Origin of the sequence: Massilia aurea, assembly GCF_024753205.1 — a bacterium.
Classification (GTDB): domain Bacteria; phylum Pseudomonadota; class Gammaproteobacteria; order Burkholderiales; family Burkholderiaceae_D; genus Telluria; species Telluria aurea.
The window spans coordinates 595,017-609,255 of the sequence record NZ_JANUGZ010000004.1; the positions used below are offsets into that span (position 1 = coordinate 595,017).

Sequence of the window (14,239 nt, forward strand, 5' to 3'; positions counted from 1 at the left end):
GATGTTGCAGACAGGGCCCGCATGTGGCGCGGGCCCGGGGGATTACATGGCGAACGGCGAGACGAACGACTCAGACGTTGACGCCGAACGAGCGGGCCAGAGGACCCAGGCCGCCCTTGAAGCCCTGGCCGACGGCGCGGAACTTCCATTCGCTGCCATGACGGTACAGTTCACCGAAGATCATCGCGGTTTCGGTCGAGCTGTCTTCGGACAGGTCATAGCGCGCGATCTCGGTTTCACCGGCGGCGTTCAGGCAGCGGATGTACGCCTTGCTGACCTGGCCGAAGCTCTGGCGGCGCGCCTCGGCATCGTGGATGGTGACGCAGAACGAGATCTTGTCGATGTCGGCCGGCACGCGGTTCAGTTCAACGGCGATCTTTTCGTCGTCGCCCTCGCCCTGGCCGGTGGTGTTGTCGCCTGCGTGGACCACGGAACCGTCGGTCGATTTCAGGTTGTTATAGAAGATGAAGTCGGTATCGCCGCGCACTTTGGCGTCGGTCTTGAGCAGGAAGGCGCTGCCGTCCAGATCGAAAGCGGAACCGTCGGTCGAGCGGGGATCCCAGCCCAGGCCGATGATGACCTTGGTCAGGCCCGGTGCTTCCTTGCTCAGGTTGACGTTGCCGCCTTTTTGCAGACTGATTGCCATACGAACTCCTTGTTCCGTTGAGGGTTGACTGGCCGCCGGTGGACTGGCGAACCTCGGGGATGGTGCCGCCAATACAGGCGGTAAGCTATCAATTGTACATGGGGCCACGGCGCGCGGATTTCAACCGTTTTTCATAGGAGGATGTACGTACTTGGGGCCCACAAAAGTCAGGCCCGCGCACGCAGTGGGCGAAAGAACGCGCGGATCTCTTCGGCCAGCATCGCAGGCTGCTCGAGCGCCGCGAAATGCCCGCCCGCCGGCATCGTGTTCCATTGCCGCACATCGAAGCTGCGTGCGACCCAGCTGCGCGGCGGCATCGGCAGCTCGAACGGGAACAGGGCCACGCCCAGCGGCGGCGCAACGCGCGCTGTCAGCGCCATGGGCCGCGCGCGGCCTTCGACATACATGCGAAAGGATGACCCGATCGATCCCGTGAACCAGTACAGGCTGATATTGGCCAACAGTGTGTCGAGGTCGATGGGGCCATCGCTCCAGGCCTGGAATTTTTCGGCGATCCACGCGGCCAGGCCGGACGGCGAATCGTTCAGGCCAACTGCCAGCGTGTGCGGCTTGGTGCCCTGCAGCCGCGCGTAGGCGCCTTCGCGGTCCAGAAACTCGGCAGCGCGGCGCAGGAAGTCCTGTTCGTCGTCCGTCAGCTGTTCGCCCTCGGCCAGCGGTGGCCGGAACGAACCGGGGATGTAGTTCAGGTGCATGCCGATGATCTGCTCCGGGAAGCGCTGGCCCAGCCAGGCGCTCACGCCGGCGCCGATGTCGCCGCCCTGCGCGCCGAAGCGCGGGTAGCCCAGGCCCGTCATCAGTTCGGCCCACAGGCCCGCGGTTTCGAATGCGCCGATGCCCTTGTGCGTGGGTTGCGACGAATAGCCGAAGCCGGGCAGCGACGGCGCCACCACGTGGAAGCTGTCGCGCGGATCGCCGCCGTGCGCGCCCGGGTCGGCCAGCAGCGGGATGATCGCTTCCATCTCGAGAAACGAGCCGGGCCAGCCATGCGTGAGCACCAGCGGCATCGGATCGGGCCCGGCGCCGCGCTGGTGGACAAAGTGGATGGTGTGGTCCTGCACGCGTGCACGGTACTGCGGCAGGCGATTCAAGCGCGCTTCGACCGTGCGCCAGTCGAAGCCGTCGCGCCAGTGCGCCAGCAACTGCGCCAGGAAGGCGGGATCGATGCCTTCGCTCGATCCCTGGCCGGCGATGGCTGGCGCGAGGCGGGTACGCGCCAGGCGCGCGTGCAGATCGGCCAGGTCGGCCTCGGGAACGGCGATATGAAACGGTGCGATGTGCATGGCGGTCGGGAGCTGGGAAGGTAGTGCCGATTGTAAGGTGCCCTGGGGTCGACGCACGATTTGGAGGATCAGGCAAAGACCGGCCAGCTTCCGGCAACGGCGCGGGCGGCGCGGCTCACATACTGGTGGCTCTCTCCAACACACAAGGAATCACCATCATGACCACCATCGCTCTCGTTACCGGCGCCAGCCGCGGCCTGGGACGCAACACCGCACTGCACATCGCCCGCCGCGGCGGCGACGTGATCATTACCTACCAGAGCCGCGAAGCCGAGGCCCTGGCCGTGGTCGACGAGGTGCGCGCTTTGGGCCGCCAGGCGCTGGCGCTGCAGCTCGACGTGGGCGACGTCGCCAGCTTTCCCGCGTTTGCCGCCAGCCTGCGCGCGGCGCTGGCCACTACCTGGGGCCGCGAACAGTTCGATCACCTCGTCAACAATGCCGGCCACGGCGCCATGGCGCCCATCGCCGACACCACCGAGGCGCAGTTTGACCATCTGGTCGACGTCCACTTCAAGGGTGTGTTCTTCCTGACCCAGGCGCTGCTGCCGTTGCTGGCCGACGGCGGGCGCATCGTGAACCTGTCGTCCGGCCTGACGCGCGTCTCGCTGCCGGGCTTTGGTGCGTATGCGGCCGTCAAGGGCGCGGTCGAGATCCTGAGCCTCTATCTCGCCAAGGAGCTGGGCGAGCGCGGCATCGCGGTCAATACCGTGGCGCCCGGCGCGATCGAGACGGATTTCCTCGGTGGCGCGGTGCGCGACACGCCGGACCTGAATGGCGTGTTTGCCGGCATGACGGCGCTGGGCCGGGTAGGGGTGCCGGACGATATCGGGCCGATGATCGCCAGCTTGCTCGGGCAGGACAATCGCTGGATCAACGGCCAGCGCATTGAGGTCTCGGGTGGACAGGCGATTTGAGGCGCCTTGAGCTCAGGCCGCGTGCAGGCGCTCGTGCGCGGCGCTCACGTCGCGCATCGGCGGGAGCCCGAACATGCGCCCGTAATCGCGCGTGAATTGCTGCACGCTCTCGTAGCCGACCGCATGGGCGGCCGTACTGGCGTTGACGCCGTCGGCCAGCATCAGGCGGCGCGCCTCGATCAGGCGCAGCTGCTTCTGGAATTGCAGCGGCGTGAGTGACGTCACCGCGCGAAAGTGCTGGTGAAACGAGGAAGGACTCATGCCGGCCAGGCCGGCCAGCTGCTCCACCGGGAGCCGGCGCGCATAGTCGGTGCGCAGCAGCGCGACGGCGCGCGCCACACGCCGCACATGACTGTCGGGCAGGCCAAGACGCCGTACTGCCGCGCCATGGCGGCCGGCCAGCAGCCAGTAATGGAATTCACGTATGAGCGATGCCTGCAGCACCGGCAGCGCGGCGGGCCGCTCGATCAATCCCATCAGGCGCAGGGCGGTGTCCGCCAGGTGCGCATCGGTCGGCGCGCTGCGCACCGGCGCGCCGGTGGTTTCTTCGATCGTGGCCATGTCGGTGGCCAGATCGGCAATCACGGCGGGATTCAGGTCGAGCACCAGTGAACAATAGGGCGCCGCGCTGCTGGCCTGCGTGATCTGGCTGAGGGTGGGCACGTCGGCCATGATCAAGAGAGAATCGCCCGCATGGAAGGTGAGCGTTTGCCCGCCCGTGCTGACCTCTTTGCTGCCTTGCAGGACCAGGCAGGCCAGCGGGCGGGCGATCTGGCTGGTCAAAGCGCTGCGCTCGTTCACGCGGATCGCGACCAGGCCGGCGATCGGCGTGGGCGCGATCCCGTCGCGGTCGGCCTGGTGGGCGGCGTAGCGCAGGACGCGTGCGAGAAGTGGCGTGTGCATGCGCCAAGTGTAGCGCGACGAACCCGCGTCAGGCAGCCTTTCCGAGCGATGCATCGGCGTCGTTGCCCGCCTGGGCGCTGTCGTGCGGCCGCGCTTCACGCGTGAGCTGCACGGTCTGCACCGGCAAGGCCAGCGCCACGTCCTGCGCCTGCAGCAGCGCCACGATGCGCAGGTAGATCTCTTGTTGGATATCCATGTAGATCGTGTAGTCGGTGTTGTCGACGTAGTACACGACTTCATAGTTGAAGCTCGGCGCGGCCAGGCCGCTCAGGTGGGCGCGGTCGAAGCGTACCTGCGGCTGGGCGCGTACGATCTCTTCCAGCAGAGCCGGCAGCGCGCGCAGGATCGGTTCCGGCGTGCGGTGCGACACGCCGAACCCGAACACGACGCGGCGCGACGCCATCCGGCGCAGGTTTTGGATACGGCTCTTGAGCAGGTCGTTATTCGAAAACACGATCTGCTCGCCGCCCAGGCTGCGCACGCGGGTGGTCTTCAGGCCGATCTTCTCGACCGTGCCGAGCATCTTGTCGACGATGATGAAGTCGCCCACGACGAACGGTTTGTCGAGCACGATCGAGAGCGACGCGAACAGGTCGCCCAGGATGCTCTGCACCGCCAATGCGATGGCGATACCGCCGATACCCAGGCTGGCCACGAGCGTGGTGATGTTCACGCCCAGGTTGTCGAGCACCATCAGCGCGACAATGGCCCACAGGGCGACGCGTACTAAAAAGGTGACGGCGGCCGACGAGGTGACGCGGTCGGGGTCTTCGCTGCTGCGCTGCGCGCGCGTGACGCGCAGCCAGGTGCGCAGGCCCGTATCGCCCCACAGCGCGACCTGGACCAAGAGCGCCGTGATCGCGAAGCGGCCGATGAACAGGTCCGCTTTGGCGGGCAGGGTCAGCAGGCTGGCGCCGACATACAGGCCGACAAAGCCCAGCACCACCAGCTTCGTCGAGCGCAGCGTGGCGGCGGCGATGTCGTGCAGCAGCGCGGGCGTGCCCGTTTCGGTCTGCGTGGCCCCCGCGCCCAGGCGCCGCGCGATGATGGACTTGAGGGCGTCCAGGCCGATGGTGACAGCCACCATGGCTGCCAGGGCGATCAGCCAGTCGGCCACGGGATTGGCAAGGATGATGTAGTTCATGTCAGGCCGCAGCGCGTTCTTCGATCGGTTGTTCGGCGCCCGGCGCCGGCAGTGCCGCCAGCGCGGCCAGGAAGTCGTCGCCCCAGCGCTTCACGTCATGACCGCGCACGATCGCCGCCATGCGCCCGGCGCGGTACACTACCTCGTCGGCGCCCATCGTCAGCGCGTCGTACAGCGTCGCGCTCATCGCATTCGCGTCGTACGGGTTGACCAGGAGCGCGCCGTGCAGCTCGACGGCGGCGCCAGCAAACTCGGACAGCACCAGCGTGCCGGGCCGGCCCGTTGCATGGCGGGTGGCGACGTATTCCTTGGCCACCAGATTCAGGCCATCGCGCAGCGGCGTGATCCAGGCGATGTCGCAGGCGGCGTAGTGGGCCACAACCTGCTCGAACGGCAGGCTGCGGTAGAAGTAGCGTACCGGCACCCAGTCCATCGTGGAGAAGCGCCCGTTGATGCGCCCGACGATGCGGTCCAGGTCTTCGCGCAGGCTGTCGTAGATGTCCATGCCGCTGGCGGCCGGCGTGATGATGTTCAGCAGCGTGACCTTGCCCAACAGCTCCGGGTGCTGTTCGAGCATGCGTTCATAGGCTTGCAGCTTTTCCAGCGAGCCTTTCACGTAGTCGAGACGCTCGATCGAGACGATCCCGGTCTTGCCGTCCAGGTAGGCGTCGATCTCCGCAATCTGCTGCTGCACGGCGTCGGTTTGCACCAGCGTGTCGATCAGGTCCGTGTTGGTGCCGACCGGGTGCGCGCCCAGCGCGACCTGGCGGCCATTCACCTCGAGCGCGGTGGTCATGTGATCGACCCCCAGCGCGCAGCCGAAGGTCAGGAAGCGCGGCGCGCAGCCCACGCCGTCGACGACCTGCACCGGCGCGCAGGAACGGGCGGCGTCGACGAAGTTCTCGACGTAGCGCGGAATATGAAAGCCCACGTAGTCGCATTGCAGCAGGCTGCCGATGATGTCGCGCCGCCATGGCAGGATGTTGAAGACGTCGCTCGACGGGAACGCCGTGTGGTGGAAGAACGCAATCTTCAGGTCGGGGCGCAGCGGGCGCAGGAAGGCCGGCACCATCCACAGGTTGTAGTCGTGGATCCAGGTGGTGGCGCCGTACGCCGCTTCGCGCGCGGTCTGCTCGGCGAACAGGCGGTTGATCTCGAGGTAGCGTTCCCAGTGGTCCTGGCGGAACACGGCTTTGTCGGGGAACGAAAAGATGATCGGCCAGAACGCCTCTTTCGAGAACTTCTTGTAGAACTGGTCGATATCGTCCGGCGTGAGCGCGATGCGGGCTGCTTTCAGGTGCGGATAGCGCGCCGCATCGACGGCGACATGCGGGACGAAGCCGGCCGGGTTGCGACTGTTCTGCTGCGACCAGGCGACCCACGAGCCCTTGCGTCCCCCTGCGAAAAAGCTCAGCAGCGTGGGCATGATGCCGTTCGGGCTTTTCGGGCGCCGCGCGTACGTCACGCCATCCTCGACCACTTCGTCGTAGGGCAGACGGTGATACACCATCACCAGCTCGGCGTCGCCGCAGGCTGGAGCGGGGGCAGGGCTGTCGTCGCCATCGAAGCGCAGGCCATGGCGGCTAAGTGCTTCGAGGATGCCGCCGCAGCCGGCGGCATCGGCCACCACCACGCGCGGCGACTTGCGCACGGCTTCGACCAGTGCCGGTTCGGCGGCGCCCACGACCACGCCGCGAAAGCCCGCCTCGAACATCGACAGGTCATTCAGCGTGTCGCCCGCCACCAGGATATGGGCCGGATCGAACCCGGCCACCTCGGCCAGGCGGCGCACGGCGGCGCCCTTGCCGACGCCGCGCGGCAGCACGTCCAGGTACTGCCCGGCCGAGAACAGCAGATCGCACCCGAGGGCATCGACCGCCGCGCGCAGTTCCGGCGTGATGGCGGACTCGGTCGCATAGAACGAACAGCGCCGCTCCTGCGGCACGAGCTGGCGCACCAGTTGCGGGAAGCCGCTCAGCGCGCGCAGCACTTCATGGGTGCCGGGCCAGGTGGCGGCGATCTCGTGCGCGAGCGGCTCGACCGGGCGCAGGTCGGCGTCGACGATTGTCGCGCCGACGTCGGCGATGATGTAATGGGGGCGCGGGACAGTCGGATCGCTCAGCAGCGGAATGACGGTTTCCAGGCCGCGGCCAGTGACGAAGACCAGCTTGGCGCCGGGCAGGGCGCCGGAGAACAGTTCGCGGATGCGGCGCCGCGCCTCATGGGTGCCAGCCAGCAGCGTGCCGTCGAGATCGGTAGCGAGGACAAGGCGGGAAGGGTCGAGCAGGCGGGGCCAGCGTCGTGTATCAATGACAGTCATGTTGTACATCCTTGCAGCAATGCGTCCGCCAGCAGACCAGGGGTGGACTGACGGCGCAGGTCGGGGCCCGCGAAGTCGCCGGGGAGGCGCGCGGGCCGGGGAAAGGCGGATGGCGCGAAGCGCGCTTTGTTGTACGAAGAAGTGCGCGTTCGACAGGGGCCGCCGGGCGGAGAAGAAAGGGCAGCGCCGGCATGGGTGCCGGAGACCACGTGCGCCAGGTGCGCACGACGAAGCCCGTCCTCGAAATACATTTGTACAATAACATTTTGATGGGGCAGGCACAACCGGCGATTCGCCTCGGCCGCTGGCCTCCGGCGATGCCAATCTTCTGCCGAAAGTTGAAACACCGAAAAAAGCTATTGCAAAAGTTCCAGCATGCCTCGTATAATTCGGCTCCCCGGGCGGTTAGTTCAGTTGGTTAGAATACTTGGTCGACATCCAAGGGGTCGCAGGTTCGAATCCTGCACCGCCCACCAGAAATTCAAGTCGCAGGCTCCCAGCAATGGTTGATGCCTGTAGAGACAAGGCGCACGATGCTGTGCCTGTCTGTGCCGTTCAGCTCGAACGGATTCTTCATTCTCCAGATACTGCGAAAAGCGCAACAGGACCGGTCTCGATGCCGATTTTTCCTGTTGCGCCGTTGCCGTTTGCGCGCTATACTAGCCGGCTTCGGTACGGGTGCGTCTTTTATTGCCCGTATTATTTAGTAGTTCAACTACCCCCGCCCAATCGTAGGTGGGAATGGAGAAAAAATGAGCTTGGGCCTTCTCGGTCGCAAGGTTGGCATGATGCGTATCTTCACGGACGAGGGTGATTCAATCCCTGTCACCGTGCTGGATGTGTCGAACAACCGTGTCGCACAAATCAAAACCCCTGAAACTGATGGCTACACCGCAGTTCAGGTCGTCTACGGTCAACGTCGTGCTTCGCGCGTGACGAAAGCCGCTGCCGGTCACTACGCCAAAGCTGGCGTCGAAGCCGGTACGATGCTGAAAGAATTCCGCATCGATTCCACCAAAGCCGCCGAACTCAAAGCCGGTGACACCATCGATGCTTCGCTGTTCGAAGTGGGCCAGAAAATCGACGTGCAAGGCACCTCGATCGGTAAAGGCTACGCCGGTACCATCAAGCGTCACAACTTCGCATCGGGCCGTGCTACCCACGGTAACTCGCGTTCGCACAATGTTCCTGGCTCGATCGGTATGGCCCAGGATCCAGGCCGCGTGTTCCCAGGCAAGCGCATGACCGGTCACATGGGCGACGTCACCGTCACCACCCAGAACCTGGAAGTTGCTCGCATCGACACCGAACGTCAGCTGCTGCTGATCAAAGGTGCCGTACCTGGCGCGAAGAACGGCCAAGTGGTCGTCAAGCCTGCTGTTAAAACCAAACTCAAGAAAGGAGCGTAAGCCATGGAACTGAAGCTCCTGAATGAGCAAGGTCAAGACGGCGCCAATGTTGCAGCCGCCGATGAAGTGTTCGGTCGTGAATACAACGAAGCCCTGATTCACCAAGTCGTCGTCGCCTACGCTGCTAACGCACGTGGCGGTAACCGCAAGCAGAAAGATCGTGAAGAAGTCCACCACACGACCAAGAAGCCATGGCGCCAAAAAGGTACCGGCCGCGCTCGTGCTGGTATGTCGTCGTCGCCACTGTGGCGCGGCGGTGGTCGTATCTTCCCGAACAGCCCAGAAGAAAACTTCACGCACAAAGTTAACAAGAAGATGTTCCGCGCAGGTATCTGCTCGATCTTCTCGCAACTGGCCCGCGAAGGCCGTCTGAGTGTCGTCGAGAACCTGTCGATCGAAGCACCAAAGACCAAGCTGCTGTCGCAGAAACTGCTGGGCATGGGTCTGGACTCGGTCCTGGTGATCACCGATACCATCGATGAAAACCTCGAGCTGGCATCGCGCAATCTGCCGCACGTTCTGGTCGTTGAGCCTAAGCACGCTGACCCGATGTCGCTGGTGTTCTACAAGAAAATCCTGGTCACGAAAGCTGCTCTGGCCAAGATCGAGGAGATGTACGCATGAGCGCCGCAATCAAATTTAGCGAAGAGCGTCTGATGAAGGTGCTGCTGGCTCCGATCATTTCCGAGAAGGCTACCTTCGTCGCGGAAAAGAACGAGCAGATCGTGTTCAAGGTCATGCCTGACGCGACCAAGCCAGAAATCAAGGCTGCTGTCGAACTGCTGTTCAAAGTCGAGGTCGAATCGGTCCAGACGTTGAACCGTGAAGGCAAGCAGAAGCGTTCGGGCCGTTTCAACGGTCGTCGCAACCACACCAAGCGTGCTTTCGTGTGCCTGAAGCCAGGCCAGGAAATCAATTTTGTCGAGGAGGCTAAATAATGGCACTCGTTAAGATGAAGCCAACCTCCCCAGGCCGTCGCGGCATGGTGAAAGTTGTGACTGAAGGCCTGTACAAAGGTCGTCCATTCGCAGCCCTGGTTGAAAAGAAATCGAAAACTGCCGGCCGTAACAACAACGGTCACATCACCACCCGTCACATGGGCGGCGGTCACAAGCAGCATTACCGTCTGGTCGACTTCAAGCGCCAGAAGGACGGCATCCCTGCCAAGGTCGAGCGTATCGAATACGACCCGAACCGTACCGCGCACATTGCACTGCTGTGCTACGCGGACGGTGAGCGTCAGTATGTCATCGCCACCAAGAACATGGCTGTCGGCGATAGCATCATGAATGGCTCGGAAGCGCCGATCAAGGCCGGTAACTGCCTGCCGATCCGCAACATCCCAGTCGGTACCATCATGAACTGCGTCGAAATGCTGCCAGGTAAGGGTGCCCAGATGGCCCGTACCGCCGGCGCCGGCGTCGTGCTGATGGCACGTGAAGGCACCTACGCTCAGGTCCGCCTGCGCTCGGGTGAAGTCCGTCGCGTGCACATCGAGTGCCGCGCTACCATTGGCGAAGTCGGCAATGCCGAGCATAGCCTGCGCAAGATCGGTAAAGCTGGCGCGATGCGCTGGCGTGGTGTTCGTCCAACCGTTCGCGGTGTGGTCATGAACCCTGTCGATCACCCGCACGGTGGTGGTGAAGGTAAAACTGCAGCCGGTCGTCACCCAGTGTCCCCATGGGGCCAGCAGACCAAGGGTAAGAAGACGCGTTCGAACAAGCGTACTTCGTCGATGATCGTTTCGCGCCGCGGCAAGAAATAAGGATAAAAAATGACTCGTTCATTGAAAAAAGGGCCGTTTATTGACGCCCACCTGGTGAAAAAAGTCGAAGCCGCGCAAGCGAACAAAGACAAAAAGCCAGTCAAAACCTGGTCGCGCCGCTCGACGATCTCCCCAGACTTCATCGGTCTGACGATCGCTGTTCACAACGGCAAGCTGCACGTTCCTGTGTATGTGTCGGAGAACATGGTCGGCCACAAGCTCGGCGAGTTCGCGCTGACCCGTACGTTCAAGGGCCACGCCGCTGACAAGAAGGCGAAAAAATAATGGAAACTAAAGCTATCCTCAAAGGCGTGCGCCTGTCGGAACAAAAAGGCCGCCTGGTGGCCGATCTGATCCGCGGCAAGAAAGTTGACGCAGCACTCAACATTCTGCAATTCAGCCCAAAAAAGGGCGCGACGATCATCAAGAAGGTTCTCGAGTCGGCTATCGCCAACGCGGAACACAATGATGGCGCGGACATCGACGAACTGAAAATCGTTCAGATCTATGTCGAAAAGGGCCCGATCCTGAAGCGTTTCACGGCACGTGCAAAAGGCCGCGGCGATCGTATTTCTAAACAATCCTGTCACATTTACGTGACTGTCGGTAACTAAGGAGTCACAGAATGGGTCAGAAAATCCACCCAACCGGCTTCCGCCTGGCGGTCACCCGTAACTGGTCGTCGCGTTGGTATGCTGGTAACGGCAACTTCGCAGCCATGCTGCTGGAAGACCTGGAAGCACGCGCTTTCCTGAAAAAGAAGCTGAAGAACGCTTCGGTCGGTCGCATCGTCATCGAGCGTCCTGCCAAGAATGCGCGTTTCACCATTTACTCGTCGCGTCCTGGTGTCGTGATTGGTAAAAAAGGCGAAGACATCGAAGTGCTGAAGTCGTCGCTGGCGAAGATCATGGGCGTGCCAGTGCACGTCAATATCGAAGAGATCCGCAAGCCTGAGATCGATTCGCAGCTGATCGCCGATTCGATCTCGCAACAGCTCGAAAAGCGCATCATGTTCCGTCGTGCAATGAAGCGCGCGATGCAAAATGCAATGCGTCTGGGCGCTGTCGGCATCAAGATCATGTCGTCGGGTCGCCTGAACGGCATCGAAATCGCACGTACCGAATGGTACCGCGAAGGTCGCGTGCCACTTCACACCCTGCGCGCCGATATCGACTACGGCACCAGCGAAGCATCGACCACGTACGGCATCATCGGCGTCAAGGTCTGGGTCTACAAGGGCGACCGTTCGGTCACCGGCGAAGCACCAGTCATCGACACCCCGCCGGACGACAAGAAGCCACGCGGCCCACGTCGTGACGATGGCAAGCCATCGCGCGGCCCACGCCCAGCAGGCGGCGCACGTCCAGCCACTGCAGCACCAGTTGTCCGCGCTCGTCCAGCTGTCAAGCTGGCGACCCCGGCTGCCGCTGCACCTGCTGCTGCCCCAGCTGAGAAAGCAGGAGAATAAGCATGCTGCAACCATCGCGCAGGAAGTATCGTAAAGAGCAGAAAGGCCGTAACACCGGCATTTCGCACACCCGCGGCACCGCGGTCTCGTTCGGTGAATTCGGTCTGAAGGCAGTTGCCCGCGGCCGTATCACTGCACGTCAGATCGAGGCGGCACGTCGCGCCATGACCCGTCACATCAAGCGTGGCGGTCGTATCTGGATCCGTATCTTCCCGGACAAGCCGATTTCGAACAAGCCAGCTGAAGTTCGTATGGGTAACGGTAAAGGTAACCCGGAATACTACGTCGCTGAAATCCAGCCAGGCAAAGTCCTGTATGAGATGGACGGCGTTGATGAAACCCTGGCGCGCGAAGCATTCCGCCTGGCCGCTGCCAAACTGCCACTGGCTACCACGTTCGTGGTTCGCCAGGTCGGTCAATAACAGGAGTTGTATATGAAAGCATCGGAACTCCGCGGCAAGGACCAGGACGCGCTGCAGAAGGAGCTGAACGAGCTGCTCAAGGCCCAGTTCGGTCTGCGCATGCAAGTCGCCACCCAGCAGCTCGGGAATACCTCGCAGCTCAAGAAAGTACGTCGCGATATCGCGCGTGTGAAGACTGTGATGAACACGAAGGAAGCCAAATGAACGACACCACTAAAACGGCGCTGAAGCGTACGCTGGTCGGTAAAGTCGTGTCCGACAAAATGGACAAGACGGTAACCGTACTGATCGAACGTCACGTCAAGCATCCGCTGTACGGCAAGATCATCGTGCGCTCGAACAAGTATCACGCGCACGACGAAGCGAACGAAGCGAAAATTGGCGACACCGTCGAGATCGCAGAAGGTCGCCCGATCTCGAAGACGAAAGCCTGGACGGTCACCCAGGTGCTGTTGGTAGCACCAGTCCTCTAAGCTTTAAAAAATTGTCTTGCGTGGCCCGCTGGTATCTGAGATACTAGCGGGCTTCGTTCATGTGTTGCCGCAGTTTGTCCCCCTCGGCAAGTGCGGCCTGTAACGAAGAGCGTTATTGGAAAGTCCAATCACCCAATCGTGGTGCTCCAGCAGGGGCGTTACGGCGGGACCAAGACTGACCGCAGGCCCACAAATTGTGGGGTTTCTTCGGCTTAAGTTGGGAAAGAAAATACTATGATTCAAACCGAAAGCCGGCTCGAAGTAGCCGACAACACGGGTGCAAAGGAAGTTCTGTGCATCAAGGTGTTGGGCGGCTCAAAGCGCCGTTACGCGAGCATTGGCGACATCATCAAGGTCACCGTTAAAGTCGCAGCCCCACGTGGTCGCGTCAAAAAAGGTGAAATTTACAATGCCGTGGTTGTGCGCACCGCAAAAGGTGTGCGTCGCCCGGATGGTTCCCTGGTCAAGTTCGACGGCAATGCCGCTGTCCTGCTGAACGCCAAGCTGGAGCCAATCGGTACCCGTATCTTCGGACCAGTGACGCGCGAGCTGCGCACTGAAAAGTTCATGAAGATCGTGTCGCTGGCACCTGAAGTTCTGTAAGGATACGACATGGATAAGATTCGTAAAAACGACGAAGTCATCGTTCTGGCCGGGAAAGACAAGGGCAAGCGCGGTGTCGTTCAACAGCGTGTAGACGCTGAACACGTCATCGTCGAAGGCGTCAACGTCGCTAAAAAAGCGACCAAGCCTAACCCGATGACCGGTGTTACTGGTGGTATCGTCGACAAGACAATGCCGATTCACGTGTCGAATGTCGCGCTGTTCAACGCAGCGACCGGCAAGGCAGATCGCGTTGGCTTCAAAGACCAGGACGGCAAAAAAGTCCGCGTCTTCAAGTCGAGCGGCGAAGTAGTGAAGGGGTAAGAATAAATGGCCCGTCTCCAAGCAATTTACAAAGAAAAAGTCGTCGCCGAGCTGACCGAGAAATTCGGCTACAAGTCGGTGATGGAAGTGCCACGTCTGACCAAGATCACCCTGAACATGGGTCTGTCGGAAGCAGTCGCTGACAAGAAGATCATCGAGCACGCCACTGGCGACCTGACGAAGATCGCCGGCCAGAAGCCAGTGATCACCAAGGCACGCAAGGCAATCGCTGGTTTCAAGATCCGCGAAGGCTACCCGATCGGCACGATGGTGACCCTGCGCGGCGCCCGTATGTACGAATTCCTGGACCGTTTCATCACCGTGGCTCTGCCGCGCGTGCGTGACTTCCGCGGTGTCAATGGTAAATCGTTCGATGGTCGCGGCAACTACAACATCGGTGTCAAGGAACAGATCATCTTCCCAGAGATCGACTACGACAAGATCGATGCACTGCGTGGCATGAACATCTCGATCACCACGACTGCTAAGACCGACGAAGAAGCCAAAGCGCTGCTCGCCGCCTTCAAATTCCCGTTCAGGAACTAAG

Annotated in this window: 19 protein-coding genes and 1 tRNA gene; 15 read left to right on the forward strand and 5 right to left on the reverse strand. The window is 62.0% G+C overall.

Features of this window, described 5'->3' with window-relative positions; genetic code table 11:
- Positions 1–70 precede the first annotated feature (70 nt).
- Together NX775_RS17665 and NX775_RS17670 are read right to left on the reverse strand one after the other, a co-directional pair.
- Entirely contained in the window at positions 71–646 is a 576-nt protein-coding gene (locus tag NX775_RS17665; protein ID WP_183554281.1) for a TerD family protein, read from the reverse strand.
- A 167-nt stretch (positions 647–813) separates the two neighbouring features.
- Positions 814–1,947 carry an epoxide hydrolase family protein gene (locus tag NX775_RS17670; protein ID WP_258837169.1) on the reverse strand — a complete coding sequence of 378 codons (1,134 nt, stop codon included), beginning with the start codon at positions 1,945–1,947 and terminating at the stop codon, positions 814–816.
- 158 nt (positions 1,948–2,105) lie between these two features.
- Between NX775_RS17670 and NX775_RS17675 the strand changes: the two genes are divergently transcribed.
- Positions 2,106–2,861, forward strand: a complete 756-nt coding sequence (locus tag NX775_RS17675; RefSeq protein ID WP_258837170.1) for an SDR family NAD(P)-dependent oxidoreductase — start codon at positions 2,106–2,108, stop codon at positions 2,859–2,861.
- A 12-nt stretch (positions 2,862–2,873) separates the two neighbouring features.
- Here the strand turns inward: NX775_RS17675 and NX775_RS17680 are convergent, their stop codons facing one another.
- From NX775_RS17680 to ggpS, 3 genes are read right to left on the reverse strand one after another with little or no spacing between them, the layout of a single operon-like run.
- Positions 2,874–3,764 carry an AraC family transcriptional regulator gene (locus NX775_RS17680; protein WP_258837171.1) on the reverse strand — a complete coding sequence of 297 codons (891 nt, stop codon included), beginning with the start codon at positions 3,762–3,764 and terminating at the stop codon, positions 2,874–2,876.
- 28 nt (positions 3,765–3,792) lie between these two features.
- Positions 3,793–4,908 (reverse strand): mechanosensitive ion channel family protein, encoded by a 1,116-nt coding sequence (locus tag NX775_RS17685; protein ID WP_258837172.1) that lies wholly within the window; start codon positions 4,906–4,908, stop codon positions 3,793–3,795.
- Between the two features lies 1 nt (position 4,909).
- On the reverse strand, positions 4,910–7,228 hold the full coding sequence (ggpS, locus tag NX775_RS17690) for a glucosylglycerol-phosphate synthase (protein ID WP_258837173.1): 2,319 nt from the start codon (positions 7,226–7,228) through the stop codon (positions 4,910–4,912).
- Positions 7,229–7,627: 399 nt separating this feature from the next.
- Between ggpS and NX775_RS17695 the strand changes: the two genes are divergently transcribed.
- From NX775_RS17695 to rplE, 14 genes are all read left to right on the forward strand, one after another.
- Positions 7,628–7,704, forward strand: a tRNA-Val gene (locus NX775_RS17695).
- A gap of 276 nt (positions 7,705–7,980) precedes the next feature.
- Entirely contained in the window at positions 7,981–8,637 is a 657-nt protein-coding gene (rplC, locus tag NX775_RS17700) for a 50S ribosomal protein L3 (protein ID WP_183554268.1), read from the forward strand.
- Between the two features lie 3 nt (positions 8,638–8,640).
- Complete coding sequence (gene rplD / locus NX775_RS17705; protein WP_183554266.1) at positions 8,641–9,261, forward strand: 50S ribosomal protein L4; 621 nt, start codon at positions 8,641–8,643, stop codon at positions 9,259–9,261.
- Positions 9,258–9,575: a 50S ribosomal protein L23 gene (rplW, locus tag NX775_RS17710; protein WP_183554264.1), complete on the forward strand. Its 318-nt coding sequence runs from the start codon at positions 9,258–9,260 to the stop codon at positions 9,573–9,575. Before rplD ends, rplW begins: the two co-directional genes overlap by 4 nt.
- Positions 9,575–10,402 (forward strand): 50S ribosomal protein L2, encoded by an 828-nt coding sequence (gene rplB, locus NX775_RS17715; protein WP_183554262.1) that lies wholly within the window; start codon positions 9,575–9,577, stop codon positions 10,400–10,402. Before rplW ends, rplB begins: the two co-directional genes overlap by 1 nt.
- Positions 10,403–10,411: 9 nt before the next feature.
- Positions 10,412–10,687 carry a 30S ribosomal protein S19 gene (rpsS, locus tag NX775_RS17720; RefSeq protein WP_119811777.1) on the forward strand — a complete coding sequence of 92 codons (276 nt, stop codon included), beginning with the start codon at positions 10,412–10,414 and terminating at the stop codon, positions 10,685–10,687.
- A complete protein-coding gene (rplV, locus tag NX775_RS17725) occupies positions 10,684–11,016 on the forward strand; it encodes a 50S ribosomal protein L22 (protein ID WP_183555278.1) in 333 nt (110 codons plus the stop codon). Before rpsS ends, rplV begins: the two co-directional genes overlap by 4 nt.
- A gap of 11 nt (positions 11,017–11,027) precedes the next feature.
- The gene (gene rpsC / locus NX775_RS17730; protein WP_183554260.1) at positions 11,028–11,870 is read left to right on the forward strand and encodes a 30S ribosomal protein S3; all 843 of its coding nucleotides are present in this window, start codon (positions 11,028–11,030) and stop codon (positions 11,868–11,870) included.
- A gap of 2 nt (positions 11,871–11,872) precedes the next feature.
- On the forward strand, positions 11,873–12,292 hold the full coding sequence (gene rplP / locus NX775_RS17735) for a 50S ribosomal protein L16 (RefSeq protein ID WP_145653055.1): 420 nt from the start codon (positions 11,873–11,875) through the stop codon (positions 12,290–12,292).
- 12 nt (positions 12,293–12,304) lie between these two features.
- Complete coding sequence (rpmC, locus tag NX775_RS17740) at positions 12,305–12,496, forward strand: 50S ribosomal protein L29 (protein ID WP_183554257.1); 192 nt, start codon at positions 12,305–12,307, stop codon at positions 12,494–12,496.
- Positions 12,493–12,765, forward strand: coding sequence for a 30S ribosomal protein S17 (gene rpsQ / locus NX775_RS17745; RefSeq protein ID WP_183554240.1), 273 nt, complete (start codon positions 12,493–12,495; stop codon positions 12,763–12,765). Before rpmC ends, rpsQ begins: the two co-directional genes overlap by 4 nt.
- 234 nt (positions 12,766–12,999) lie before the next feature.
- Positions 13,000–13,368: a 50S ribosomal protein L14 gene (gene rplN / locus NX775_RS17750; protein WP_183554239.1), complete on the forward strand. Its 369-nt coding sequence runs from the start codon at positions 13,000–13,002 to the stop codon at positions 13,366–13,368.
- A 9-nt stretch (positions 13,369–13,377) separates the two neighbouring features.
- Positions 13,378–13,692, forward strand: a complete 315-nt coding sequence (gene rplX, locus NX775_RS17755) for a 50S ribosomal protein L24 (RefSeq protein ID WP_171085179.1) — start codon at positions 13,378–13,380, stop codon at positions 13,690–13,692.
- A gap of 6 nt (positions 13,693–13,698) precedes the next feature.
- Positions 13,699–14,238 (forward strand): 50S ribosomal protein L5, encoded by a 540-nt coding sequence (gene rplE, locus NX775_RS17760; protein ID WP_123069942.1) that lies wholly within the window; start codon positions 13,699–13,701, stop codon positions 14,236–14,238.
- Position 14,239 lies beyond the last annotated feature (1 nt).